Source organism: Streptomyces mayteni (genome assembly GCF_054783955.1).
In genome coordinates this window covers 16681-39592 of record NZ_BAAGPR010000010.1, presented here as the reverse complement: position 1 = coordinate 39592, position 22912 = coordinate 16681, and the positions used below count along the sequence as shown (strand labels likewise).

22 protein-coding genes are annotated in these 22912 nt (G+C 72.0%); 7 read left to right on the top strand and 15 right to left on the bottom strand.

Annotation, left to right across the window (positions count from 1 at the left end):
- Window positions 1–18: 18 nt before the first annotated feature.
- The 4 genes from pstA to ACYVPE_RS07190 form a co-directional block, all read right to left on the bottom strand.
- Entirely contained in the window at window positions 19–1110 is a 1092-nt protein-coding gene (gene pstA, locus ACYVPE_RS07205; RefSeq protein ID WP_461032576.1) for a phosphate ABC transporter permease PstA, read from the bottom strand.
- Window positions 1110–2054 carry a phosphate ABC transporter permease subunit PstC gene (pstC, locus tag ACYVPE_RS07200; protein ID WP_461032575.1) on the bottom strand — a complete coding sequence of 315 codons (945 nt, stop codon included), beginning with the start codon at window positions 2052–2054 and terminating at the stop codon, window positions 1110–1112. The genes pstA and pstC overlap by 1 nt, the downstream gene beginning before the upstream one ends.
- Before the next feature lie 158 nt (window positions 2055–2212).
- Window positions 2213–3328, bottom strand: a complete 1116-nt coding sequence (pstS, locus tag ACYVPE_RS07195; protein ID WP_461032574.1) for a phosphate ABC transporter substrate-binding protein PstS — start codon at window positions 3326–3328, stop codon at window positions 2213–2215.
- Between the two features lie 239 nt (window positions 3329–3567).
- Entirely contained in the window at window positions 3568–4293 is a 726-nt protein-coding gene (locus tag ACYVPE_RS07190) for a response regulator transcription factor (protein ID WP_461032573.1), read from the bottom strand.
- 324 nt (window positions 4294–4617) lie between these two features.
- On the opposite strand from ACYVPE_RS07190, the gene ACYVPE_RS07185 reads away from it, so the two are divergent.
- Both ACYVPE_RS07185 and ACYVPE_RS07180 read left to right on the top strand, forming a co-directional pair.
- Entirely contained in the window at window positions 4618–5568 is a 951-nt protein-coding gene (locus tag ACYVPE_RS07185; protein ID WP_461032572.1) for a hypothetical protein, read from the top strand.
- 651 nt (window positions 5569–6219) lie between these two features.
- On the top strand, window positions 6220–6843 hold the full coding sequence (locus ACYVPE_RS07180; RefSeq protein ID WP_461032571.1) for an HAD family hydrolase: 624 nt from the start codon (window positions 6220–6222) through the stop codon (window positions 6841–6843).
- A 66-nt stretch (window positions 6844–6909) separates the two neighbouring features.
- Here the strand turns inward: ACYVPE_RS07180 and ACYVPE_RS07175 are convergent, their stop codons facing one another.
- The 6 genes from ACYVPE_RS07175 to ACYVPE_RS07150 all read right to left on the bottom strand — a co-directional run bounded on the left by ACYVPE_RS07175 (window position 6910) and on the right by ACYVPE_RS07150 (window position 11202).
- Window positions 6910–7335, bottom strand: coding sequence for a hypothetical protein (locus ACYVPE_RS07175; RefSeq protein ID WP_461032570.1), 426 nt, complete (start codon window positions 7333–7335; stop codon window positions 6910–6912).
- Window positions 7336–7461: 126 nt separating this feature from the next.
- Window positions 7462–7893 carry an NUDIX hydrolase gene (locus tag ACYVPE_RS07170; RefSeq protein WP_461032569.1) on the bottom strand — a complete coding sequence of 144 codons (432 nt, stop codon included), beginning with the start codon at window positions 7891–7893 and terminating at the stop codon, window positions 7462–7464.
- A gap of 82 nt (window positions 7894–7975) precedes the next feature.
- Window positions 7976–8566, bottom strand: coding sequence for an AAA family ATPase (locus tag ACYVPE_RS07165; protein WP_461032568.1), 591 nt, complete (start codon window positions 8564–8566; stop codon window positions 7976–7978).
- Window positions 8563–9363 (bottom strand): hypothetical protein, encoded by an 801-nt coding sequence (locus ACYVPE_RS07160; RefSeq protein ID WP_461032567.1) that lies wholly within the window; start codon window positions 9361–9363, stop codon window positions 8563–8565. The genes ACYVPE_RS07165 and ACYVPE_RS07160 overlap by 4 nt, the downstream gene beginning before the upstream one ends.
- Window positions 9364–9425: 62 nt before the next feature.
- Window positions 9426–10208 carry a hypothetical protein gene (locus ACYVPE_RS07155; RefSeq protein WP_461032566.1) on the bottom strand — a complete coding sequence of 261 codons (783 nt, stop codon included), beginning with the start codon at window positions 10206–10208 and terminating at the stop codon, window positions 9426–9428.
- 7 nt (window positions 10209–10215) lie between these two features.
- Window positions 10216–11202, bottom strand: coding sequence for a radical SAM protein (locus ACYVPE_RS07150; protein ID WP_461032565.1), 987 nt, complete (start codon window positions 11200–11202; stop codon window positions 10216–10218).
- Window positions 11203–11432: 230 nt separating this feature from the next.
- Between ACYVPE_RS07150 and ACYVPE_RS07145 the strand changes: the two genes are divergently transcribed.
- Window positions 11433–12620: a helix-turn-helix domain-containing protein gene (locus ACYVPE_RS07145; protein WP_461032564.1), complete on the top strand. Its 1188-nt coding sequence runs from the start codon at window positions 11433–11435 to the stop codon at window positions 12618–12620.
- A gap of 200 nt (window positions 12621–12820) precedes the next feature.
- On the opposite strand, the gene ACYVPE_RS07140 is transcribed toward ACYVPE_RS07145, so the two are convergent.
- A complete protein-coding gene (locus tag ACYVPE_RS07140; RefSeq protein ID WP_461032563.1) occupies window positions 12821–13087 on the bottom strand; it encodes a hypothetical protein in 267 nt (88 codons plus the stop codon).
- Window positions 13088–13252: 165 nt separating this feature from the next.
- Here ACYVPE_RS07140 and ACYVPE_RS07135 point away from each other — a divergent pair, with 165 nt between their 5' ends.
- Window positions 13253–13633, top strand: a complete 381-nt coding sequence (locus ACYVPE_RS07135; RefSeq protein WP_132818027.1) for a cold-shock protein — start codon at window positions 13253–13255, stop codon at window positions 13631–13633.
- Here the strand turns inward: ACYVPE_RS07135 and ACYVPE_RS07130 are convergent.
- The 4 genes from ACYVPE_RS07130 to ACYVPE_RS07115 are packed head-to-tail and all read right to left on the bottom strand — an operon-like array spanning window position 13618 to window position 17471.
- Window positions 13618–14523, bottom strand: coding sequence for a 1,4-dihydroxy-6-naphthoate synthase (locus ACYVPE_RS07130; RefSeq protein ID WP_461032562.1), 906 nt, complete (start codon window positions 14521–14523; stop codon window positions 13618–13620). The two genes, ACYVPE_RS07135 and ACYVPE_RS07130, sit on opposite strands and share 16 nt — an antisense overlap.
- 9 nt (window positions 14524–14532) lie before the next feature.
- Window positions 14533–15396, bottom strand: coding sequence for a futalosine hydrolase (locus ACYVPE_RS07125; protein ID WP_461032561.1), 864 nt, complete (start codon window positions 15394–15396; stop codon window positions 14533–14535).
- 47 nt (window positions 15397–15443) lie between these two features.
- A complete protein-coding gene (locus tag ACYVPE_RS07120) occupies window positions 15444–16031 on the bottom strand; it encodes a hypothetical protein (protein WP_461032560.1) in 588 nt (195 codons plus the stop codon).
- Between the two features lie 27 nt (window positions 16032–16058).
- Window positions 16059–17471, bottom strand: coding sequence for an MFS transporter (locus ACYVPE_RS07115; protein ID WP_461032559.1), 1413 nt, complete (start codon window positions 17469–17471; stop codon window positions 16059–16061).
- Window positions 17472–17774: 303 nt separating this feature from the next.
- Here ACYVPE_RS07115 and ACYVPE_RS07110 point away from each other — a divergent pair, with 303 nt between their 5' ends.
- From ACYVPE_RS07110 to ACYVPE_RS07100, 3 genes are all read left to right on the top strand, one after another.
- Window positions 17775–18554 (top strand): DUF3027 domain-containing protein, encoded by a 780-nt coding sequence (locus tag ACYVPE_RS07110; protein WP_461032558.1) that lies wholly within the window; start codon window positions 17775–17777, stop codon window positions 18552–18554.
- A 212-nt stretch (window positions 18555–18766) separates the two neighbouring features.
- Window positions 18767–21976, top strand: a complete 3210-nt coding sequence (locus tag ACYVPE_RS07105; protein ID WP_461032557.1) for a sacsin N-terminal ATP-binding-like domain-containing protein — start codon at window positions 18767–18769, stop codon at window positions 21974–21976.
- The gene (locus tag ACYVPE_RS07100) at window positions 21964–22797 is read left to right on the top strand and encodes an endo alpha-1,4 polygalactosaminidase (RefSeq protein WP_461032556.1); all 834 of its coding nucleotides are present in this window, start codon (window positions 21964–21966) and stop codon (window positions 22795–22797) included. Before ACYVPE_RS07105 ends, ACYVPE_RS07100 begins: the two co-directional genes overlap by 13 nt.
- Window positions 22798–22912: the final 115 nt, after the last annotated feature.

Genomic DNA, 22912 nt, shown 5'->3' with positions numbered 1-22912 from the left:
TCTCTTCTCTCCGTGTCGTCAGCGGGTCTTGGGGGCGAAGAAGCGGGCGATCAGCCGCGCCAGGAGGTTCAGCACCATCACGATGAGGATCAGCGTGAGGGCGGCCGCCCAGGCGCGGTCCAGGCTGTGGACGGGCGGCACCCCGGGGGAGGCGTACTGGGTGTACGAGAACACCGACAGGGTCGCCATCCGGCCGTCGAACGGGTTGAAGTTGTCGCTCGCGGTGATGCCGACGGTGACCAGCAGCGGCGCCGTCTCGCCGATCACCCGGGCGATCGCCAGCGTCACACCGGAGCCGATGCCGGCGGCGGCCGTGGGCAGCACCACCTTCATGATCGTGCGCCACTTCGGCACCGCGAGCGCGTACGACGCCTCACGCAGCTCGTTGGGCACCAGCTTCAGCATCTCCTCGGTGGCACGCACCACGATCGGGATCATCAGCACGCTCAGCGCGATCGCGCCCATGATGCCCATCCGGGTGCCGGGGCCCATGAACATCTGGAACAGCGCGACCGCGAACAGACCGGCGACGATCGACGGGATGCCCGTCATCACGTCCACGAAGAAGGTGATGTAGCGCGCCAGCCGGCCGCGCCCGTACTCCACCAGGTAGATCGCCGTCAGCATGCCGACCGGCACCGAGATCAGCGTGGCCAGGGCCGTGATGATCAGCGTGCCGAACAGCGCGTGGTGGGCGCCGCCACCCTCGCCGACGACGTTCCGCATCGAGAAGCTGAAGAACTCGCCGTCCATCCGCTCCAGGCCACGGTCGACCACCGTGAAGAGGACGGACACCAGCGGCAGCAGCGCCAGCAGGAACGCCGAGAAGACCATGGCGGTCACGAACCGGTCGAAGGCCTTCCTGCCGCCCTCGACCACGCGCGACCACAGGTAGACACCGGCCGTGTAGAGGACGGCGGCCAGCAGCGCCGCGGCCACCGGGCCGAGGGCGCCGAGCAGCCACAGCGCGGCGCCGACCACGGCCGCCGCGACCAGGGCGGCGGGGGCGGCCCGCCGGGGCAGCGAGCCGTGCGTCAGCGACGCGGGCTGGAGCGAGGGGACTGCTGCGTCGGCCGCGCGGCTCTCGGAGGTGGTGGGGGTCGTGGACATCAGTTGGCTCCCGAGAATTCGCGACGCCGGTTGATCACCGCGCGGGCACCCATGTTGACCAGCAGGGTGATGGCGAAGAGGACGAGACCCGAGGCGATCAGGACGTTGATCGTGATGCCGGAGGACTCGGGGAACGTCAGCGCGATGTTCGCCGCGATCGTCGACGGGTTCGCGCTGCTGATCAGGTTGAAGCTGACGCCGCCGGACGGCGAGAGCAGGATGGCCACCGCCATCGTCTCGCCCAGCGCGCGGCCCAGGCCGAGCATCGCGCCACCGACGATGGCCGAGCGGCCGAACGGCAGCACCGCCATCCGGATCATCTCCCAGCGGGTGGCGCCGAGCGCCAGCGACGCCTCCTCGTGCAGTCGCGGCGTCTGCAGGAACGCCTCACGCACGACGGCGGTGATGATCGGCAGGATCATCACCGCGAGCACCAGCGAGATCGTCAGTATGGTGCGGCCGGTGGTCGAGGCCGGGCCCTCGAAGAACGGGATGAAGCCCAGGTTCTCCTCCAGCCAGCGGGTCGGCTCGACGGTCCGCGGCGCCAGCTCGGCGAGGCCCCAGAGGCCGAAGATGATGCTGGGCACCGCGGCGAGCAGGTCGATCACGTAGCCGAGCGCCGTGGCGAGCCGCCGCGGCGCGTAGTGGGTGATGAAAAGCGCGATGGCCACCGCCAGCGGGGTCGCGATCAGCAGGGCGAAGAACGCCGAAAGCAAGGTCCCGAAGAGCAGTGGCCAGACGTAGACGACGAACGAGTCGCCGCCGGGTATGTCCTCCGCCGGCGCCGTGATCGCCGGCCAGGCCTCGGTGACCAGGAAGGCCGCGACGCCGGCCAGGATGACCAGGATCGTCACACCGGCGCCGGTCGAGGCACCGGCGAAGATGCGGTCCCCTGGCCGCTGTGGCGCCCCGCGGGTGCGCGTCTTCTCTGAGGTGGGGGGCACTCCTCGTCCCTTTCTCGCTGCTTCTCGCGGTTCTGTTCGCTACTCTGCGCGCCGCTCGCACGGCGTTCCGGCCGGCTCAAGGACACCGGGCCGAGAAGCCCAGGGGTCCGGGCCGTCACCCCGCTGGGTGACCGCCCGGACCGCGGGGTCGAACGGACTCAGCCGGCGGCGCCGATGGCGTCCACGGCCGGCTGGATCTGCTGGCGCAGCTCGTCCGAGATCGGAGCGGAACCGGCGGCCTCGGCGGCGGCGGCCTGGCCCTCCTCGCTCACGATGTAGGACAGGTAGGCGCGGGCCAGCTCACCCTGGGCGGCGTCGTCGTAGGACGCGCAGGCCAGGCCGTAGGAGAGCAGAACGATCGGGTAGGTGCCGGCCTCGGTGGTGTCACGGGCCAGGTCGAAGGCGAAGTCGTGCTCGCCACGGCCCTCGGCGCGCTCCGAGACGCCGAGCACGGCGGCCGCGGCCTCGGGGGAGTACCGCACGAACTCCTCGCCCACGCCGACGTTCACCGTGCCGAGCTCCCCGGCCTGGCTGGCGTCCGCGTAACCGATGGTGCCCTCACCGCCGGTGACGGCCTGCACGACACCGGAGGTGCCCTGGGCGGCCTCGCCACCGCTGACCGGCCAGTCACCGCTGACCTCGTGCGGCCAGTCGTCGCCGGCGGTCTGCGACAGGTAGTCCACGAAGTTCTCGGTGGTGCCCGACTCGTCGGAGCGGTTCACCGGGGTGATCGCGGTGTCGGGCAGCTCGACGTCGGGGTTGTCGGCCGCGATCGCCTCGTCGTTCCAGGTGGTGATCTGCTGGTTGAAGATCTGGGCGATCGTGCTGGGGGACAGGTTCAGGGAGTCCACACCCGGCAGGTTGAAGATCACGGCGATCGGCGACACGTACACCGGAACCTCGACGACGTCGCCGCCGCACTGCTCGGTGGCGGCGGTCAGCTCCTCGTCCTCCAGGTAGGCGTCGCTCCCCGCGAAGGAGACGCCACCGGCGATGAACTGCTCACGCCCGGCACCGGAACCGGCCGGGTCGTAGGTCACCGTGACATCCGGGTTGGCGGACTGGAAACCGGCCATCCAGGCCTGCTGCGCGGCGTCCTGCGAGCTGGCGCCGGCACCGGCGAGGTTGCCGGAGAGGTCGGAACCCTCGGTGGTGCTGTCGCCGCCACCCGTGCCGTTGCTGGTGTCGTCCTCGTTCTCGCTGCTGCAGGCCGTGACCAGGGCCAGGGCGGAAACCACGGCTATCGCGGCGGTCTTGGCGCGCATGTTGCGCATGACCTTGCTCCTTGTTCATGTCCAGCCGGCCGGCTGGGTGCAGATGACTTGAATATGTCGTGCTGAACGTAGGAGGGGACGACGAAGCGGCGAGGGCCAGAAGGTGAACAGAAAGATAGGTTCGGAGGAACCGACCGTTTCACAAAAAGTGTTGGAATCGTTAAGGAGCGAGCCGGACAGGACCGCCGGGGAACGCCGGCGGGCCCGACGGTGCGCCGTCGGGCTCGACCCTTGTCCCATCAGCTCTCCGGCGGCACCAGCCGGTAGCCGACGCCACGCACCGTCTGGATGATCTCCGGGTGGTGAGGGTCGTCACCCAGGCGCTCCCGCAGGCGCCGAATGTGAACAGTGATGGTGTTCGACCGCCGGGCCCCCTCGCCCCACAGCTCGGCGCGGATCCGGTCCCTGGTGATCACCTTCTCGGCGTGCAGCATCAACAGGTGCAGCAGCTGGAACTCGCGCAACGGTAGCCGGGCCGTCGAGATGCCGTGCATCCGAACCTCGTAGGTGCTCGGGTCCAGCGTCAGCGGGCCGCACACCAGCGGCTGGTCCCAGCCGCGCGGACCCCGGTCCGCCAGGCTCAACAGCTGCGCCACCTCGCGCGGCCGGTAGGGCCGCGCCACGCACGCGCTCGCGCCGGCCGCGAGGGCCGGGCCCACCTGCGCCGTGTCGTCCGGGCCCACACCGAGCACCACCGGGATCGACAGCCGCTTCCGCACCAGCCGCAACACCGTCGCCCCGTCGATCACGGGCAGCTCCGCCGACACCAGCAGCACGTCGGGCTTCCGCAGCCCCGCCTCCAACAGCGCGGCCGCGCCGTCCGCGCAGTGCACCACCGACACCTGGTACTTGGCGAGCTGCGCCGTCAGCCCCTGCCGGATCCGCTCGTCCGAATCGGCAAGCAGCACCACGGGGTTGGAGCCCAGCGGGATCGGCGCGGGCAGCTCCTCCGGGAGATCGGGCACGGCCGGGACGGGGAAGAAGTTTCTCGGCTCGCTCGGCTGGGAGGAGGACGACGTCGAACGTCGCGGTCTGGTCGAACTCAACCATGCGCCCATGGCGCTCTCCCTCGCTGTCGCGGTCGGCGGTGAAGAACGCGGTGCGGTCGCGCTCCCGGGGCGTGTGGCGTTGAAGTGAGACGGGGACGTTCACCATGTAACGAGCCGTGGGTAGCGGGTTGTACGGCGTTCGGTGAACCCCCGATGAACAACGGCGTTATCTCAGGTTCGGTCGCTCACGAGTAGCATCAGGGAGGGTTCCGGGTCGGTCTGGACGCAGGGGCAGTTGGCGTGGGCATCGAGAGTGAACAGCTGGTTTTCGACTATCTGAGCCGGGTCGGCGACCTGGCACACGGCACCAGCATGTCCGCCGCCGAGCGCGCGGCGCTGGTGGGGCGGCTGCGGGACGAGATCGGCCGCCAGCGGTCCGCCGCGACGGGCGGCGGCGAGAGCCGGTCGTCGGTCAGGCGGATCCTCGGCCGGATGGGCACCCCGGAGGACGTCGTCGCGTCGGCCTCCTCCGGAGGAGGCGGCGGGGGCGGCGCGCCGCCGCCGGCCCCGGTGCCGGCCGCGGTGCCCGCTCCGGAGGCGCCCGCTGCGGCGGTGCCGCTGCCGCTGCCGCGGCTGCCGGCCGCCGAGCCGGGGCCGGCCTTCGAGGCGATGCCGAAGGCGTTCTGGCCGGACGGCGACATCGGCGGCTTCCACGGCGGCATCGAGATCCCCGAGATGCTGCGGCCCGGCCTGGCCGGCGACGACGAGCCGGCCACCCTCACCAAACCGTCCGACGCGGCGGCGGACGAACCGCCGGTGGCGACGGCGCCGGCGCCCGCGCCGGCGCGCCCGTCCCCCGGCCGCCGGCTGGCCCGCGCCGCGCTCGGCGGCCGCCGGGTCGGCGGCCCCGTCGAACTGCTCGGCGTCATCCTGCTGGTCGGCGGCACGGTCGCCGGCTCCGTCGTGGTGCTCGCCCTCGGCTGGCTCACCTGCTACTGGTCACCCCGCCTCAGCCGCCGCGAAGCCCAGTGGGCGACCTTCGGCATGCCGGCCGTCGTCGCCAGCGGCTACGCCGTCTGGCTCCTCGGCCGCGCCGGCGGCTACTGGGGCGAACTCCTCGCCGAGGGCGAGGCCGAGGCGCTGCTCTCCGACCACTGGCCCTGGCTCCTCCGCGGCGCGGCCCTCGCCAGCGCGGCCCTCCTGCTGCTGCGGGCTCGCCGCCACGTCCCCCCGCCGAAGGCAGACACCTGACGACGGGGGTTCTCCCCCACCCACCCGCCCCTTGGCGCGCTGCGCGCGGATTGGGGCGGCGCTGTGCGCGTGCCGCGTGCGGCGGCGGCTCGCCGCCCCCGCTGCGCGGGGTTTCCCCGCTGGCCCGCCCCTTGGTGCGCTTCGCGCCACTGCGCGCCGCCCCGGCTCTGTTCGCTGCGCGGCTTTCCCCCCCCCCCCCCCCCCCCCCCCCCCCCCCCGCCCGCCGTGCCCCGCGCGGCCGCTGGTGGGGTTGTGCCCACCCACCCGCCCCTTGGCGCGCTTCGCGCGGAGGGGGCGGCGGAGCCTGGCGGCTCCGTGCCGTGCCTGTGCCCCAGGCTCCCCCGGCCTGGCGGCCTGGCGGCCGGGCGGGCCCCTCGGGCTCTACCCGGCGCTTCGCGCCGGAGCGGAGCCGCCAGGCTCCGGCCCGCCCAGGCCCGAGCTGACCGGCGACGCGCAGCGCCGACCTCGCGCCACCGCCAACGCCACCACCCCCGCGCGGAGCGGTGGCGTGGAGCGCCGGGCCGCGCGTAGCGCGCGGGGCGCCCGCGGAGCGGGGGGAAGGGCGGGTGGGTGGGGGAACGCCCCGCGCAGCGGAGGAGGGGCGGGTGGGTGGGGGAAATCCCCCCACCCGGTTCGGGCAGAATGCTTCGTATGTCAACCACCCCCCTCACCGTCGGCTTCGACCTGGACATGACGCTCATCGACTCCCGCCCCGGCATCCGCGGCGTCTATCTCGCCCTCGCCGCGGAGACTGGGACCCCGATCGACGCCGATCTGGCCGTGACCCGGCTCGGGCCGCCGTTGGAGGTCGAGTTGGCCAACTGGTTTCCGGCCGAGCGGATAGCCGAGGTCGCGGACCGCTACCGGAGCATGTACGTCGAGCACGCCATCACCACGACGCCCGCGATGCCGGGGGCGCGGGAGGCGATCGCCGCCGTGCACGCGCGCGGCGGGCGGGCGATCGTCGTGACCGCCAAGCACCAGCCCAACGCCGAGCGGCACGTGAACCATCTCGGTCTCGGCCCCGACGTGGTCATCGGCTCGCTCTGGGCGGAGGCCAAGGGCGCCGCGCTGCGCGAGCACGCCGCCGGGGTGTACGTCGGCGACCACGTGGGGGACGTCCGTGGCGCGGCCACGGCCGGCGCGTTGTCCGTGGCGGTGGCCACCGGGCCGTGCAGCGCCGAGGAGTTGCACCGCGAGGGCGCGCATATCGTGCTCCCCGACCTGACCGGCTTCCCGGCCTGGCTGGACGAACACCTCGCCGTCAGCGGTTGATGACGTCGCCCGTTGAGTCGTTTTCACGCCAGTGATGCGTGGGGTTCGGGGTGTCCACACGCCTGATCAATTCGACGCGGACCCGTCGGACGACGATGCGTGTGTCGGAGACATGGCGATCCGCACCTCGGTCGCGTCGTCCGGCGAGTTGAGATCGACCTGCATGAGCCATGTGCCCGGCGTGAGTTGGATGGTGTCGTCGCCGTCGGCGTCGCCGATGGAGAGCACACCGGACGGCAGGTCGATCGTCGCCTCGTAGCCGGACTTCGCCGTGGCTTCCTGCCGGACTTCCACCACGAGGTCGACGTCCGCTTCGCCTGCCTCGACCAACCGCTCGTGCCTGACACCGATGGTCACCCAACAGTGCGAGGGCCATATCGGGCCGGGGCCGTCCAGGCTCGCCGGTTCGAAATCGCCTTCCTCCGCGTCGTTGGCGTAGATGCAGCCCCAGTAGTAGGAGCGGGTTCGGTGCAGTCGCTCACCTGTTTCCATCGGGACAGCATGCCCTGCGGCGCGGCCGGGGGCGGCGGGCGCACGCGGGCGGACCGCCCGAGGCGGCGCTCGCCCGCTGCGCCGCGATCGAGCGCAGCAGGCCGACGCCGGCGACCAGGGCCTACCTCACCAACCGTGAACGGAGAACTGTTCGCCCTTGAGGTAGTGGACGATGCCTAGCGCGTTGTACGGCACGGTGTTGGACGGAAGTTCGTCGGGGCGGTGCCAGGAGATGCCAGCGCACTTGTGGGGCTCGGCGTTGACGGGCTCGCCCTCCCACTGCGCCGTGGCGAAGAACCAGCCGACACGAGGCTGTCCTTCCGGGTTGCGGTAGTGCATGGCGTGGGCGGGGCGGAGGGCGGCGGGGGCGATGATGACGCCGACCTCCTCGCGGGCCTCGCGCACGGCGGCGTCGATGACGTTCTCGCCGGGGTCAACCTTGCCGCTGGGGAGGTTGAGCAGGCCGTCGGCGTAGCCGGTGCCGGAGCGTTCGGCGAGGAGTAGATGACCGTCACGCTCCAGGATGATCATGACGTCGATGACGGTGTGCGATGCCATAGGGTCCTCCTCCAGACTTCGTCCGGGGGTGCCCCCTCCGGCGCGTGGCGATGCGGTAGGGACCCTAGCGGCTGTCGGTACATCAGGTCACGGAGAGTCCCCTGTTGCTCACCTGCTCGGCTATCCAGCGGACACGCTCAGACGTGCCCAAGCCGGTGGGGAGTTCCACGAGCGGGACGCGGCTGTCTTTACACGCCTGGTAGACGGCCTGATCGGCCTCGTCCTGGAGGGTGAGGACCTTTTCGCGGAAGCGGTCGCCGCCTGCCTTCTGGTCGTAGCGGTCGCGACAGTAGACGACGAGGTCATAGGCGGTGGGCATCCACGCCCGGCACATCGTGTCCATGGCGGCGAGGATGTCGGCACTGCCGGGCTCGGCGGGGTCGAGGACGAGGCGGGCCAGGGCGAGGACGTTGGCCGGGGTCTTGTCGGTGATCAGCAGCCGGTGATTGCACGCGGCGCGAAGTGGGGTGGTGAGCTGGAGGGCGAAGAGGTCGAGTTCGGCGGCGAGGTCGAAGGTGCCCTTGCCGTGCAGAACGATCGCTTCCATGAAAGGGCTGGTCCGGGCGGGCTCGCCGGTGCAGGTGACGTTGATGGACTGCTCGCGGTAGTGGGCGGTCAAGGCGTGGACGAGGGTGGTCTTGCCTGCGGCCTGGGTGCCTTCGATGGCGATCACGGTGCAGTCGCGGATAGGCACATCTCTCCCAAGAGGTCGGTGAAGGTCGGTGAGGTGAGCCAGGACCAGGCGCCCGCGGTGCCGCGTGCGAGGGCGCGGTTCACGTTGAGGCCCTGGGGGTCCCAGTGGCCGAGTTCGGCCGCGTGGGCGGCGACGTAGGCGGTGGACAGGGAATGGCGGACGTTGAGGACGCTGATCTTCTCGCGGGCCTGGGTGTCGTCCTGCTCGATCCATCGGCGGTGCAGGGCGGTCATGGACGTGCCGCGCAATTCCGGCTGGGTGACATCCAGGCCAAGCTCTGCGCACACGTCCACCAGGCGCCGGGAAGCGCCGGCGAGCAGGTGCCCGGCGTCGAACCGGGTATCGAGGTAGCGCGGGTCGCTCTCCGCCGAGGTGCGGCGCCGCTTCCACGCACTACGGGCCTTCCCGATGGGCTCGTGAGGGCGGTCTGCGTTGGCTTCGAGTACAGCAAGGTCAGAGCAGAGCTGATGACCAGTGATCACGTCGGCGCTGCCGCTCGCCGTGCGCAGGGTGGCGGCGGCGGAACGGACGAGGGCGGCGGTCTCGCTGGCATCCTCGACGTAGACGCTGGTGTACGCGAACGGCAGGTCGCCGAGGTCGGCGGGTGTCGCGGAGTCGGGGAGGTCCAGCCAGACAATGGAGTAGCAGAACGGCCGGTTGCCGTTCGTGATGCGGTAGTTCTTCGTCCACTCCACATCGATGGATGCGATCCGGATAGTGCCGTTGGTCTTGCGAGGCGGGTGGTTCGGGTTGGTGAGGTTGCTGGTGATGATCACGCGGGTCTCCGGGGTTGGGGTGGGCCTGGTCCCTGACGGCCAGGCCCACCATCCGGGGGAGGCTACTGGCTCGGGGCTGACGCCGTAGGCGATTCAGCGTCGTACAGCAGCGGCAGGACGTGCCACGCCTCCAGCCCGACCGCCGCGGCCACGTCGAACGGCGCTTGCCAGGTGATCCGGTTCATCGTCCGGCCGCCGAGCAGGGCCACAGTCAACGCCTGGCCGAGGATTCCGGCCGCCAGCTCCTGAACCAGCAGCTCGCCGTCCCCCTCCTCCGCGGTGAGTTGTTCGTGACTGGTCTGGACCACGGACGTGTCCTGGAACGTGGCGAGGTTCGGGCCGAGTTCGAGGCCCTGGGCCTTCGCGGCCTGCGTGGTGAGGGCGTACATGCCCAGGTCGGTGGCGGTGTCCACCAGCGGAGCCGTGCCGCGCTCACGCTGCGACCGGTCCCGCCACGCCTCGCCGAGCGCGGTGAACCCAGGCAGCCGCTCAATAGCGAGGGCCTGCGTCACGTGAAGGTCGTCGGCGAAGGAGTGCCAGGCGATCCCGGCCGCATGGCGACGCCCCTGCACAAGGATGCCGTCGATGAGACGAAGCAGCTCCGGCGCATCGTCGTTCCGTTCGGCCACGGCTAGCCGGTAACCGAAGTGCAGCGTCTGCGGAGTCAGCTGAACAGCCTGCGTCCGCCTGACCGGCAGGAAGACCACTGCCACGCTCGCCGGAACACCGGCGGTGCCATCGTCCACCCACTGCATGGCCAGCCCTGTCAGCAACTGGACGTGCCGCGCGAACGGCCGCTTGTCCGCCCCGTACGGGGTCTGTGGCCAGCTCAGGTTCGTGATCACTCGCATCTCATGCACCCGCCCCGGCGTGCGCGGCCGTACGGATCGAGCGCCCCAGGTACTTCGCGTAGTGGTTCTCCTTGAACCGGTACCGCTGCCAGATCGCGCTGATCGGCTCCTCCAACACGTTGCCCAGCGGCTCCCACAGGTCCGGCGCGTCGTAGACCGGCCAGGCTCGCGCCACCCCCGTGGGCTCGATCACGATCATGTGACCCTCGTTCTCCGGCGTCCACGTGGTCATACGCAGAGCCGGGCTCCACCCGTGAATGGTGCGCAGTTCCGACAACCGCGCGAAAGTCTCGGCGGCCTCGGTGTCGCTGATGAACTCGTTCTCATCCAGGTCGAGGGCGTTGCCCTTGCGCAGCGGCATGATCAGTTTGACCTTGCCCGCGTCAAGGACATCGGCGATCTGGCAGGTGAACGGCAGCGCCGCGAGGGTCGAGCGGTAGACCACGGCGGAGAGCGACAGCGGGATACCGGCGTCCATGAGGGCGCGGACCCCTGTCATGACTTGGTCGTAGTCCCCGCGCACGCGGTTCGTGGTCGCTCGCGGCCCCTCCAGGCCGATGTTGGCGAAAGCGATCTTGCCCGCGATGTGCTTCGCGTGCTGGAGCCCGTGAGTCGCGTTGGTCGGGACGGCGAGGATGTGATCCTCGTGGTACATGTCCACGATCTCGCCGAAGTCCTTGCGCATCAGCGGCTCACCGCCGGACAGAAACACGCGGGAGACCCCCGCGAGGTTCTGCCGAATCGTGTCGAGCTGGCTGAGGGTCGGGTCCGGGAGTTGGAGGGTTTCCGAGCAGAACGAGCAATCGAAGTTGCACCGCTTGGTGACCTGGAGGATCACCGAGAGCGGCGCGGCGGCGCTGTTCGCCACCGCCGAGACATCCACGTCCGTGCCAGCCGTGAAGTGGTGGCCGTCCTTGGCGAAAGCCACGTCAGGGCTGATGGATCGCGTCCTGCTCGCTGGCACGCCGGGGATTCCGAGATCGGTCATGTTCGTGTCTCCCTCGATCGAGGTGGATTGGAGGGCAGCGCGGTTGCTGGGAGTTCGAGGCGGACGGAATGGCGGTCACCACGCGACCGGGCCGGTTCTGCCGCGCCTACAGCCAGTCAACAAGGATCCACGGAGGGCGACTTGCACAGGTTTTGCACAACGGCCCAGCGTCGGCTCGCCGGGAGTGCGACCATGGGGGGTCAGGTCACCGACGTGGGAAGACGGATCTCGTGGGCACCACCAACCTGGCACCAGGCGCGAACGTCGCGGCGTTGCGGAACATGCGCGGGCTCTCCCAGGCGGTACTGGCCCGGAAGGCGGCCATCTCCGTGTCGCTCCTCAGCAAGATCGAAGTGGGAGATCGCACCCTCACACCGGCCGTGGCGGCAGCGCTCGCCCACGCCATGGGCATCACCATGGCCGAAGTGCTCGGCCAAGTCCCGGTCACGCGGAGCGATGAAGCTCGCCTATCTGAGCTGCGATCAGCTATGCGTGATTATGATCTACCGCGAGACGTCGAACCCGAAGGGCGGATGTTCGCCGCTGAGCTCGCCAAGGCCGATGTTTGCCGGGACAAGGTTGATGTTGTCAGCCTGCTAGGGCTATTGCCCGGACTGCTCAGAAGTGCCACGACGCGCGCATTCTCAGTAAACGTGGTCGAGGGCTGGACGGACTTGGCCGACGTCTACGGCACCATCTATTGGCTTGCTGCCCGGCACCGCTGGATGGATATGGCGGAGTTGGCCGTAACGCGGCAGCGCTGGGCCGTTGAGCAGAAGCCCAATCCTCTCGGTGAGGCAATCGCGGCACGAGATAGGGCCGGGGCCTACCTCAACGGTGGCGACTTCGAGGGTGGGTTGAATATCGTGGACCGTGCGATCGTCTCCGCAGAATCCCATCTCACAGGAGCCCAGCGTGCCTTCGCCCTTGGTGTGTTGAATCTACGCGGTATGACCCTCGCGGGACGACTCCGGGATAAGCGAGAAGGGAAACGCGAGGCCGAGCGGCATATTCGATCCGCGTGGACGGCTTCAGAGGGTTTTAGCGAGGACCTCAAAATGCACAGCATGATCTTCGGCCCTGGGAACACCGCAACGCATGAACTCGCCACGCTCCTTGACCTTGGTCGGCCAGGTGATGCGCTCCGTGTCGCCGGCGGTGAGAATTTCGACGAGGTCCTGTCCGCTCTGCCCCCGACGCGCATTTCCCCTACGCGCATCAATATCGCTCGGGCTCAGCTCGATATGGGCAATAGGGACGGCGCACTTGAGAATTTGACTATCGCATGGCGAGTGGCCCCACAAATGGCGCGAATCCACCCGATGGGGCGGGAGGTCTTTCGGGTGGTCGCCTCCCTGCACAGGCGAAGCAATTCGAAACTGTTGGACCTCTCCAAGCTCTCGGGAATCGAGTTGTAGCAGGTGCGCTGATCGCAGACTTGGCCGGTCGCGGATGCGATCGCGTCCTCGCCTCGGAACCGGCGGGGCGAGATGAGCGCAGCGTCCCCCGCTCAGCCAAGCTGGAGCCCATGGCCAGCGGCGTGACTGTCCTTTGCCGCTGCCGGGCTCGTCGGCGCCTCCGGGGCCTTCGGTCCAGGGCCGAGGGCCGGACGCCGGCGTCAGCCGCCCGCCTTCGCCGCCGCCCGCTGCGCCGCGATCGTGCGCAGCAGCCCGACGCCGGCGACCAGGAAGCCCACGCCCATCAGCATCGACACCACATAGGCCACGGTCGGCAGCGGCTCGGCGCCGATCAGCAGCGGGATGACGGTGACCAACGTGGCCACCGCGCCCACCGCGAAGATGACGCCACCGACTCGTACCCACGCGTCCCCTGGGGTCCCTGAGGTCCCAGGGGTCCCAGGGGTCCGCTCACTCACCTCACTCATTCCTACAGAGTGGCAGACGCAGGGTTACCCGCCGCACGGCGGGGGCAGTGATCCTCCGAAACGGCCCGGCGGCATCTTGTCACCGGGCAGGGGGCGGTTAGCCTGGAGTGAGTGCGGGTCTTGTGACCCGCCGTCTTGTTATGACGAGTGCGAGGACGAGGACACGTGCCTACCGGCAAGGTCAAGTGGTTCAACAGCGAGAAGGGCTTCGGCTTCCTTTCCCGTGACGACGGCGGCGATGTCTTCGTGCACTCCTCAGCGTTGCCAGGAGGGGTCGAGCTGAAGCCGGGTCAGCGCGTCGAGTTCGGCGTGGTCGCCGGCCAGCGCGGCGACCAGGCGCTCTCCGTCACCGTGCTCGACAACCCGCCGTCCGTGGCCGCCGCGCAGCGTCGCAAGCCCGACGAACTGGCCTCGATCGTGCAGGATCTGACGACCCTGCTGGAGAGCGTCACCCAGCAGTTGGAGCGTGGCCGCTACCCGGATCGGCAGAGCGGCAGCAAGGTCGCCGGCATGCTGCGCGCCGTGGCCGATCAGTTGGACGTCTGAAGCGCGGGCCCGAGGGGAACTCGCGGCACCAGGCCCTCGTCCGCCGCCCTGGTCAGCAGCTCGTTGATCGCCGCGTAGCCGGCCTCGCCCAGGTCGGCGGTGAACTCGTTGACGTACAGGTCGATATGGGCCCGCGCCACGGCCGGGTCCATCTCCTGGGCGTGCGCGAGCACGTAGTCGTGGCTGGCGGCGGGGTCGTCCCAGGCCCGCCGGACGGAGGCGCGGATGGCGTCGGTGATCGCGGCGAGCCGCTCGGGCCCGAGCGAGCGCTTGGCGATGATGGCGCCGAGGGGGATCGGGTGTCCGGTGCTCGCCTCCCAGAACTCGCCGAGGTCGGCGAGCTGGTGGAGGCCGAACCGCCGGTAGGTGAACCGGGCCTCGTGGATGACGAGGCCGGCGTCGACCGAGCCGTCCCGCACGGCGGGCATGATCTCGTGGAACGGCAGCACCCGGATCTCGCCGACGCCGCCCGGCACGTGGGCGGCGGCCCAGAGCCGGAACAGCAGGTAGGCGGTGGAGCGTTCGCTCGGCACCGCCACCGTCCGGCCGGCGAGGTCGGCCGCCGAGGTCGCCGTGGTCGCCGAGGTCACCGTGCCCCCCGCGCCCGGCTCGCGGGTGAGCACCAGCGGGCCGCAGCCGCGGCCGAGCGCCCCGCCGCAGGGCAGCAGCGCGTACTCGTCGAGCACCCAGGGCAGCACGGCGTACGAGACCTTGAGGATGTCGCCCTCGCCGCGCTCGGCGCGGCCGTTGGTGAGGTCGATGTCGGCGAAGTCCACGTCGATGGCGGGGGCGCCGGGCACCAGGCCGTGGGCCCAGGCGTGGAAGACGAAGGTGTCGTTGGGGCAGGGCGAGTAGGCGATGCCCAGCGGTCGCGGTGCGTGCCCGGTCATGGTGTCTCCCTACGAGGGTGAGCCGGTCCGCGAGGACCGGGTGTGCCAGTCGTGGACGGCCGGCCCGACGGCGGTGAACGCCGCGGTGAGCGCGGCCAGCGCCTCGGGGATGCGCCAGGCCTCGCGGTCGCGCGGGCCCACGGCGTTGGAGACGGCGCGGATCTCCAGCATCGGCACCCCGTGCAGGGCGGCGGCGCAGGCCACGCCGAACCCCTCCATCGCCTCGCCCGCGACGCCTCGGTGGCGGGCGGCCAGCTCGGCGCGGCGCTCCTCGCTGCCGGTCACGGTGGAGACGGAGAGCACGGGCGCGTGGACGGCGCCGGTCGCGGCGGCCACGGCGGTCGCCAGCTCCTCTGGCGGCTGGTGGGCCACGACGCCGAAGCCCAGCTCGGCCATGTCGGCGAAGCCGGCCCTGGTCTGCGCCCCCAGGTCGGCGGCGAGCACGGTCGACGCCACGACCAGGCCGCCGACCGGCACCCGTTCGGCGAAGCCGCCGCCGATGCCGGCCGAGACCACCAGGTCGTAGCGGCCGTCGCCGGCCGCCAGCACGCTCGCCACCACGGCCGCGGCGGCCGGGCCACCGACTCCCGTCACGACGACATCCGCGGTGAGTGGTGTCGCCGCTCCTGGCTCCCCGCCAGCCCGATCGGTCATGTCGGCGACCGGCTGCTCCGCGTTCGATGGGGCCGCATCGTGTCCGGGGCCGCCGGCGGCCGGACGGACCGCCGTTCCGAGGCCGGTCGGCCTCGCCGGCAGCGGGACGCGGTGCAGTTCGACGCCGCTCGCCAGGCGGACCACGGCGGGGTCGACGCCGGCGGCCGAGGTCACGGCCCGCCGCTCCGAGTCGACGGCGGTGGCGATCAGCAGCCGCATGGGTGGGGCCTCCCGTCGCCCAAGCTGGTTCGCTCAGGCTGGTTCGCTCAAGACTCGCGGTGCGGTTCCAGCTCGACGTTCCAGACGCCCTCGACCGAGCTGAACATCTTCTGCTCGTACTCCTCCTGCGTCTGGGAGTTGAAGATCTCGTCCGCGTCGTAGTCGTCCGACACCTCGACCACGTTCAGCCGCAGGGTCTCGTCCTCCGCCGGCGCGCCGCCGTTGGCGGCCTGCTGCTCGGCGGCCCGGTAGAGGTCGTCGCTCACGAAGGTCTGGTAGGTCGTGGTGAACGGCTCCGTGTCGTAGAGCAGTCCGTTGACGAAGAGCAGCCAGCCGTTGTGCGCCACGTCCGGGTCGACGCCGACCCGGAAGGTGTCGCCGGCGCGGGTGGTGAAGGACGGCACGTCGTCGTTGCTCTCCGTGCAGGACCGCGCCTGTTCGGCCCCCAGCGCCTCGCCGTGGCCGTAGCAGTCCTGCGGGGTCTCCCGCGAGGTGGTGTCCGTGTTGATCGTGAAGTGCGCGTTGGGAGTCGGCTTCTGGCACGCGGAGAGGGCGACCAGTCCCAGCGAAACAGCGCCGAGCGCGAGCGTGGAGCGGAAGGCCCGGCGGCCCCGGTTCGTGGAGATCGCAGTCATGCGGGCAGGTTACCCGCGCGCCCGCCGTCACCTGACGCGGGGGTGTGAGGTGCCGCGCCGTGCCGCGGCGGCCAGGCTGCGGCCGGTGGCCAGGACCCCGACCGACACGAAGAGGGCCGCCACCCACATGCCGAGCGCGCCGTTGAGCGGCAGCGAGATGCCGATGGCGCCGCCCAGCACCCACGACATCTGCACCGCCGTCTCGGAGCGGGCGAACGTCGAGGTTCTGACCACCTCGCTGATGTCCCGCTGGATTATCGCGTCGAGCGACAGCTTCCCCATCGCCTGGCAGATGCCGGCCGCCGCGCAGACGGCGACGACGGTGAACGCGGTGTACGCGACGGCGGCCGCGGCGGTGGCGACGAGCGCCAGCAGCAGTATCACCAGCAGGTTCAGCTCAGGGGTGCGGTCCCGCAGCCAGTTGCCGAGCAGGTTGCCGAGCGCGTTGCCGCCGCCGGCCGCCACGCCCACCAGGCCGAGCGAGAACGCGGGGGTGAGCCCGGGCAGCGACTCGTGGCGCAGCAGGAAGGCCAGGAAGAACAGCAGGAAGCCGGAGAGCGCCCGCAGCGAGCCGTTGGCCAGCAGCGCCTTGAACACCGGTGACTCGGCGGCCGCCCGCAGCGGGCTGGCGCCGCGCCGCTCGTCCTTCTCCCTGGCCATCGCCGCCCGCGTCTCGGCCAGCTCGGCCAGGTGGACGTCGCGTTCGCCGCGCGCCAGGTCGACCTTGTGCGGCAGCCGGAAGCTGAGGAAGGCGCCGACGATGGTGAACAGGCAGGCGACGTAGAGCGGCAGCCGGTCGCTGACGGCGTGCAGCGCCAGCCCGAACGGGGCCATCACGCCGGCCGAGATGAGCCCGGTCAGGGTGATCCGGGCGTTGGCCTTCACCAGCGAGATGCTGGTGGGAAGTAGTCGTGGCACCACCGCGGCCCGCACGATGTTGTACGCCTTGGAGCAGACGAGGACGCCGAGCGCCGCCGGGTAGAGCTCGAGGCCGCCGGAGGCCACCACGCTCGCCATCACCAGGGCCAGCATGCCGCGGGCGAGCAGCGCGGCGGCCATCGCGGCGCGGCGGCCGTGCGGCACCCGGTCCAGGAGCGGGCCGATGACGGGGGCCAGCAGCACGAAGGGGGCCATGGTGACGATCAGGTAGAGCGCGACCCGGCCGCGCGCCTCCCCGGTGGGGACCGAGAAGAAGATGGTGGAGGCGAGCGCCATGGTGATCAGCATGTCGCCGGCCGAGTGCACGGCGTGCAGTTCGATCAGCTTGCCGAGCCCGGACTCGCCGGCGCCGTGCGCGTGCGTCATGCGGCGGATGCGGCGGCCGATGGCGATCGGCACGGCTCGCAGGGCATGGCCCGCCGACTGGACCGCCCGGGAGACGCGCCCCGAACCGGCCCCGCTTCTCGTACCAGACGTACCAGACGAGCTTCCGGCGACCATGATTACCCAGCCTAAGCCGTGTGCCCCTTCCTGCTCCCGCTTCTCGTCGGCGTTTAGCCGGGTTCGTGTGGCAGCCTCACTCCGGTCGCCGACTCGTCGTCGGTCGGTCACCCCTGTCGAGGGCCCCGGCCTGGTATGGGCGGGGCGCCGGCCGGCCGGCCCGTGCGGTAGCGTGGGCCGGCGGTGCGCCTTGCCTCGTTCAGCGCGACGTCGCAGCGGTCCCAGCGTCCGCTCCGTCGGCTCCGTTCGCCCTCAGGCGCCCGCACCGGACAACGGCGTAGGAGAGTTCTTGTGAGTGCTGGGATGGCAGGCCCGACGCGAAGCGGCACACCCGATCGGCTCTGTGTCGAGGCGGTCGAGCTCGCCCGCGACGCCGCGGCGGAGGCCGCGCGTCCCCAGCCGATCGGCGATTACCTGGGGGCCGTCGCCGAGGGTGACCGCATCGTCACCCACTACTTCGGCAGCCGGGACCCCGGCTATCCGAGCTGGCGGTGGAGCGTCACGGTGGCCCGCGCGGCCCGCGCCCGCTACGTCACGGTCGACGAGGTGGCGCTGACCCCGGGGCCGGACGCGCTGCTCGCCCCCGACTGGGTGCCGTGGAGCGAGCGGCTGCGCCCGGGCGACCTGGGTCCTGGCGACCTGCTGCCCGCCGAGGCGGACGACGCGCGCCTCGAGTCGGGGGTGTTGGCCGAGGCGCCGGGCGAGGAGGCCGACGAGGAGGAGCCGGCGGCCGGGCGTGGCGTGGTCACGGACGTCGCCAACGAGCTGGGGCTCGGCCGGCCCCGGGTACTGTCCTGGGTGGGCCTGCAGGACGCGGCCGACCGGTGGGAGGAGCGGTTCGGCCCGGAGACGCCGATGGCCCAGGCGGCGCCGGCGAACTGCGGGAGCTGCGGGTTCCTGCTGCCGATGGCCGGTCAGCTGCGGCAGGCGTTCGGGGTGTGCGCCAACGAGTACGCGCCGGCCGACGGCCAGGTCGTGTCGCTGTCCTTCGGCTGCGGCGCGCACTCGGAGGCGGCCGAGGTGCCGAAGCCGCAGCGGCCGGCGCCGCCGGTGATCGACCACCTGGGCGCCGACCCGCTGTAGGGCGTCCGTACCCGCTGTAGGGCGTCCGTAGTTCGTCCACGGTCGGCCGGTGGTTCATCCGTCGGGGGCGCGTTGCGTCTACCGGTGTTCCCCCGGCCGGACGCCGGAACGGTTCCGGCTCGTGTCGATGGGGTGACGGGCCGCGCTCGACCCTGTGGAGGCCCTGTCGCGCCCGGGAATCCGGTGTCGGTGGGACCCGGTACTGTCGCACCGTGACCACCGACCACCACGCCGACCCCTTCGACACCGCGCGTCTGCGGCACGGCGTTCTGACCGCCTGGACGGCGTCGCCGGCCCGCTTCCGGGAGGACGCCAACGCCGAGGAGGACCTGGCCCGCGGCGGCTACCGCGACCGCCTCGTCATCGAGCTCGCGCAGAACGCCGCGGACGCCGCCGCCCGCGCCGGCCGTCCTGGCCGGCTGCGCCTGACGCTGCGCGACGGCGTGTTGGTCGTCGCCAACACCGGGGCCTCGCTCGACGCCACGGGCGTGGAGTCGCTGTCCACGCTGCGCGCCTCGGCCAAGCGCGACCAGGAGGGCGGCGGCCCCGGCGCGGCGCCCGGCAGTGTCGGCCGCTTCGGCGTCGGCTTCGCCGCGGTGTTGACGGTGAGTGACGCGCCGGCCATCGCCGGCGCGGCGGGCGCCGTCCGCTGGTCGCTCGCGGAGGCCACCGAGCTGGCGCGCGGCGCCGGGGCCGAGAGCCAGGGGCTGCTCGCCGAGTTGGACCGCAGGGCCGGCCAGCGGCACGCCGTCCCGCTGCTGCGGCTGCCGTTCGCGCTGCCGCCCGGCGCGCCGGGCGCCGTCGTGCCCGAGGGCTTCGACACGGCCGTCACCCTGCCGCTGCGCGACGCCGCCGCCGAGGACCTGGCCACGCGGCTGCTCGACGCGGTCGACGACACGCTGCTGCTCACCCTGCCGGGGCTCACCGACGTCGCGGTCGAGACGCCGAGCGGCGTCCGCACGCTGACCAGGCGCCAGTTCGGCCCCTACACGCAGATCACCGAGGAGCCGGGCCCCGCCGGGCTCGCCGTGCGCTCCACCCGGTGGCGGGTGTCGCAGGACGGCGGCGAGGCCAAGCCCGAGCTGTTCGCCGACCGGCCGCTCGAGGAGCGCGAGCGCCGGCACTGGTCCGTCACCTGGGCGGTCCCGGTGGACGCGGAGGGCTCCCCGGCCGCGCCGTCCAGCCCGGCCGTGGTGCACGCGCCGACACCCACGGACGACGCGCTTGGCCTGCCCGCGCTGCTGATCGCCAGCTTCCCGCTGGAGCCGACCCGGCGGCATGTCGCGCCAGGCCCGCTCACCGACTTCCTGCTCGACCGGGCCGCCGCGGCCTATGCCGCGTTGCTCGCCGACTGGCGGCCCGTCACCAGCGACATCCTCGACCTGGTTCCCGGGCCGCTGGGGCGCGGCGAGCTGGACGGCCGGCTGCGGGAGGCGCTGCTCGACCGGCTACCCGGCACGTCCTTCCTGCCGCGGGCCGCCGTGGAGGCGGTCGAGCCCGCCGAGCCGGCGGAGCCCGCGTCGCCCGCGTCGCCCGCGTCGCCCGAGGAGGAGGGCGCCGAGCCGGCCGTCGTGCTGCGCCCGAGGGACGCGGAGCTGGTGGAGCGGGCCGGCGCGGAGACGGTCGCGGTGCTCGCCGAGCTGTTCCCGCAGCTGCTGCCCGCCGGCCTGGAACGCCGTGCCGAGCTGCGGGTGTTGGAGGTGTCCCGGGTCTCGCTCGGCGAGGTCGTCGACCGGCTCGCCGGCGTGGAGCGGTCGCCCGGCTGGTGGTGGCGGCTCTACGAGTCGCTGTCCGGCGTCGACCCCGACCTGCTGACCGGCCTGCCGGTGCCGCTGGCCGACGGCGGGGTGCTGATCGGCCCGCGCCGGGCGCTGCTGCCGGTGCCCGGCACCGACGCGGCCGAGTTGGGCCGGCTCGGGCTGCGGGTCGTCCACCCGGAGGCGGCCCATCCGCTGCTGGAGAAGCTGGGCGCGAGCCCGGCCACGCCGCGCGCCGTGCTGGCCACCCCGCAGGTGCGGGCGGCCGTGGCCGCCTCGTCCGACGAGGACGTGTGGGACGAGGAGGCGGTGCCACCCGGCGAGCTCGCCGAGACGGTGCTCGCCCTGGTGCGGGACGCCGGCCTGGCCCCTGGCGACGAGCCGTGGCTCGGCGCGCTCGCCCTGCCCGACGAGGACGGCGAGCTCAGCCCGGCCGCCGACCTGGTCTTCCCCGGCAGCCCGTTCGCCGAGATCATCGAGCCAGGCGAGCTGGCCGCCGTCGACGCCGAGTTGGCCGAGCGCTGGGGCGAGCGGCCGCTGACGGCGGTCGGCGTGCAGGCCGACTTCGCGCTGATACGGGCCGCCGACGTGGTGCTCGATCCCGACGAGCTGGCGGAGGAGCGGGACGCCGGCTACCCGGAGCCCGACAACCTCGACCTGCTGGACGCCGTCGACGTCTGGTGCGAGGACGCGCTGGACGCGCTGCCCGAGTCCGGGCTGCCGCCGGTGGCCGGCGAAGTGGTCGCCGTCCGCGACCTCGACCTGGTGGCGGACGACCAGTGGCCGCGCGCCCTGGCGCTGCTCTCCCGCCCGCCCTACCGGGAGGCGCTCACCACCCAGCTCCGGGTGCGGATGCCGGACGGCTCGGTGGCGCGGGCCCGTTCCTACACCGCCTGGTGGCTGCGCGGCGCCCCCGTCCTCGACGGCCGCCGGCCGGTGGGCCTGCGCTCGGCCGACGGCGACCCGCTGCTGGCCGGCCTCTACGAGGACGCCGACACGGCCGACGCCGACGAGGACGTGCTGCACGCGCTCGGCGTGCGCACCACGGCGCGCGCGCTGCTCGCCGAACCCGGCGGCGCGGCCGACCTGCTCGGCCGGCTCGCCGACCCTGAGTCGATCGTGGTCCCGGCGCAGCTCCACGGCCTCTACGCGCTGCTCGCCGACCTCGACCCGGCCGACGTCACGCTGCCCGACGAGCTGTGCGCGGTGGTGGACGGCGGCATCGCCGTGGTCCCGGCGGCCGAGGCCCTGGTGGCGGACGCGCCCGATCTGCTGCCGCTGGCCGCGGGCCGCGCCCTGCTGCCCGTCCCGCCCGAGCGGGCGGCGGCGCTGGCCGCGGTGCTCGACGTGCGGCCGCTGAGCGCCGCCGTCCCGGCGCCGGCCCCGGAGGGCGGCACCCTCCGCGACACCCCGGGTGAGGCGCACGCGCTGCTCGGCCCCGACACCCCGGCCACCTACCGTGAGCACGATGAACTGGTCGTCGACGGCGTCGAGTTGGACTGGCGGCTGACGGCGGACGGCACGCTGCACGCGGCCACCGTCGAGGGCCTGGCCGCCGGCCTCGCCTGGGCCACCGGGCAGTGGCCGCGCCGCTTCGAGCTGGCGGCGCTGCTCGAGGACCCGTCCAGGACCGAGGAGTTGGAGACCGCCCGATGGTTCGACTGAGCCGGATGGCCGTGCCCCTGGCCGTTCTGCCGCTGTTGTTCGCCTGCTCGGGGTCGGACTCGGACGCGGCGGCCGAGCGTTCCACGTCGGACGTCGACGAGGCCGCCGCCAGCAGCGAGTTCTGGACCCCGGAGCCCGGCATCGACTGGCAGTGGCAGCTGCTGGGCACCGTGGACACCTCGATCGACGTGCCGGTCTACGACATCGACGGCTTCGAGAACGACGCCGACGTGGTGTCGGAGCTGTACGACGAGGGCCGGTGGGTGATCTGCTACATCAGCGTCGGCGCCTGGGAGGACTGGCGTCCCGACGCCGGCGAGTTCCCGGAGGAGCTGCTGGGCGAGTCCAACGGCTGGCCGGGCGAGCGCTGGCTCGACATCCGCGCCCTCGACGTGCTGGAGCCGCTGATGGCCGCGCGCTTCGACATGTGCGCGGAGCGGGGCTACGACGCGGTCGAGCCGGACAACGTCGACAACTTCGCGAACGAGACGGGCTTCGACATCTCCGCCGACGACCAGTTGGCGTTCAACCGGATGATCGCCGACCTGGCGCACGAGCGTGGCCTTTCGGTCGGGCTGAAGAACGATCTGGAGCAGATCCCCGAGCTGGTCGACGACTTCGACTTCGCGGTCAACGAGGAGTGCTTCGAGTGGGAGGAGTGCGAGGCGCTCACCCCGTTCATCGAGGCCGGCAAGGCGGTCTTCCACGTCGAGTACAACGTGCCGACCGAGGAGTTCTGCCCCACCACCACCGCGTTGGGCCTCAGCTCGCTGCTGAAGACCTACGACCTGGACGTGTGGCGCGAGACCTGCCCCGCCTAGCGTCGTCGTGTGTCGGTCACGGGCCCGGGAGCCGTCTCCCGGGCCCGTTCGCATGCTCGGCGCGATTGACATCGTGCGAGGCCATGAGCATGTTGTCTTACTGTCATAGGACAAT

Excerpts from the sequence above, each read along its gene's own strand:
- pstA (WP_461032576.1), bottom strand. The coding sequence starts at position 1,110 with ATGTCCACGACCCCCACCACCTCCGAGAGCCGCGCGGCCGACGCAGCA.
- pstS (WP_461032574.1), bottom strand. The coding sequence starts at position 3,328 with ATGCGCAACATGCGCGCCAAGACCGCCGCGATAGCCGTGGTTTCCGCC.
- ACYVPE_RS07180 (WP_461032571.1), top strand. The coding sequence starts at position 6,220 with ATGTCAACCACCCCCCTCACCGTCGGCTTCGACCTGGACATGACGCTC.
- ACYVPE_RS07175 (WP_461032570.1), bottom strand. The coding sequence starts at position 7,335 with ATGGAAACAGGTGAGCGACTGCACCGAACCCGCTCCTACTACTGGGGC.
- ACYVPE_RS07170 (WP_461032569.1), bottom strand. The coding sequence starts at position 7,893 with ATGGCATCGCACACCGTCATCGACGTCATGATCATCCTGGAGCGTGAC.
- ACYVPE_RS07150 (WP_461032565.1), bottom strand. The coding sequence starts at position 11,202 with ATGACCGATCTCGGAATCCCCGGCGTGCCAGCGAGCAGGACGCGATCC.
- ACYVPE_RS07140 (WP_461032563.1), bottom strand. The coding sequence starts at position 13,087 with ATGAGTGAGGTGAGTGAGCGGACCCCTGGGACCCCTGGGACCTCAGGG.
- ACYVPE_RS07130 (WP_461032562.1), bottom strand. The coding sequence starts at position 14,523 with ATGACCGGGCACGCACCGCGACCGCTGGGCATCGCCTACTCGCCCTGC.
- ACYVPE_RS07125 (WP_461032561.1), bottom strand. The coding sequence starts at position 15,396 with ATGCGGCTGCTGATCGCCACCGCCGTCGACTCGGAGCGGCGGGCCGTG.
- ACYVPE_RS07120 (WP_461032560.1), bottom strand. The coding sequence starts at position 16,031 with ATGACTGCGATCTCCACGAACCGGGGCCGCCGGGCCTTCCGCTCCACG.
- ACYVPE_RS07115 (WP_461032559.1), bottom strand. The coding sequence starts at position 17,471 with ATGGTCGCCGGAAGCTCGTCTGGTACGTCTGGTACGAGAAGCGGGGCC.
- ACYVPE_RS07110 (WP_461032558.1), top strand. The coding sequence starts at position 17,775 with ATGGCAGGCCCGACGCGAAGCGGCACACCCGATCGGCTCTGTGTCGAG.
- ACYVPE_RS07100 (WP_461032556.1), top strand. The coding sequence starts at position 21,964 with ATGGTTCGACTGAGCCGGATGGCCGTGCCCCTGGCCGTTCTGCCGCTG.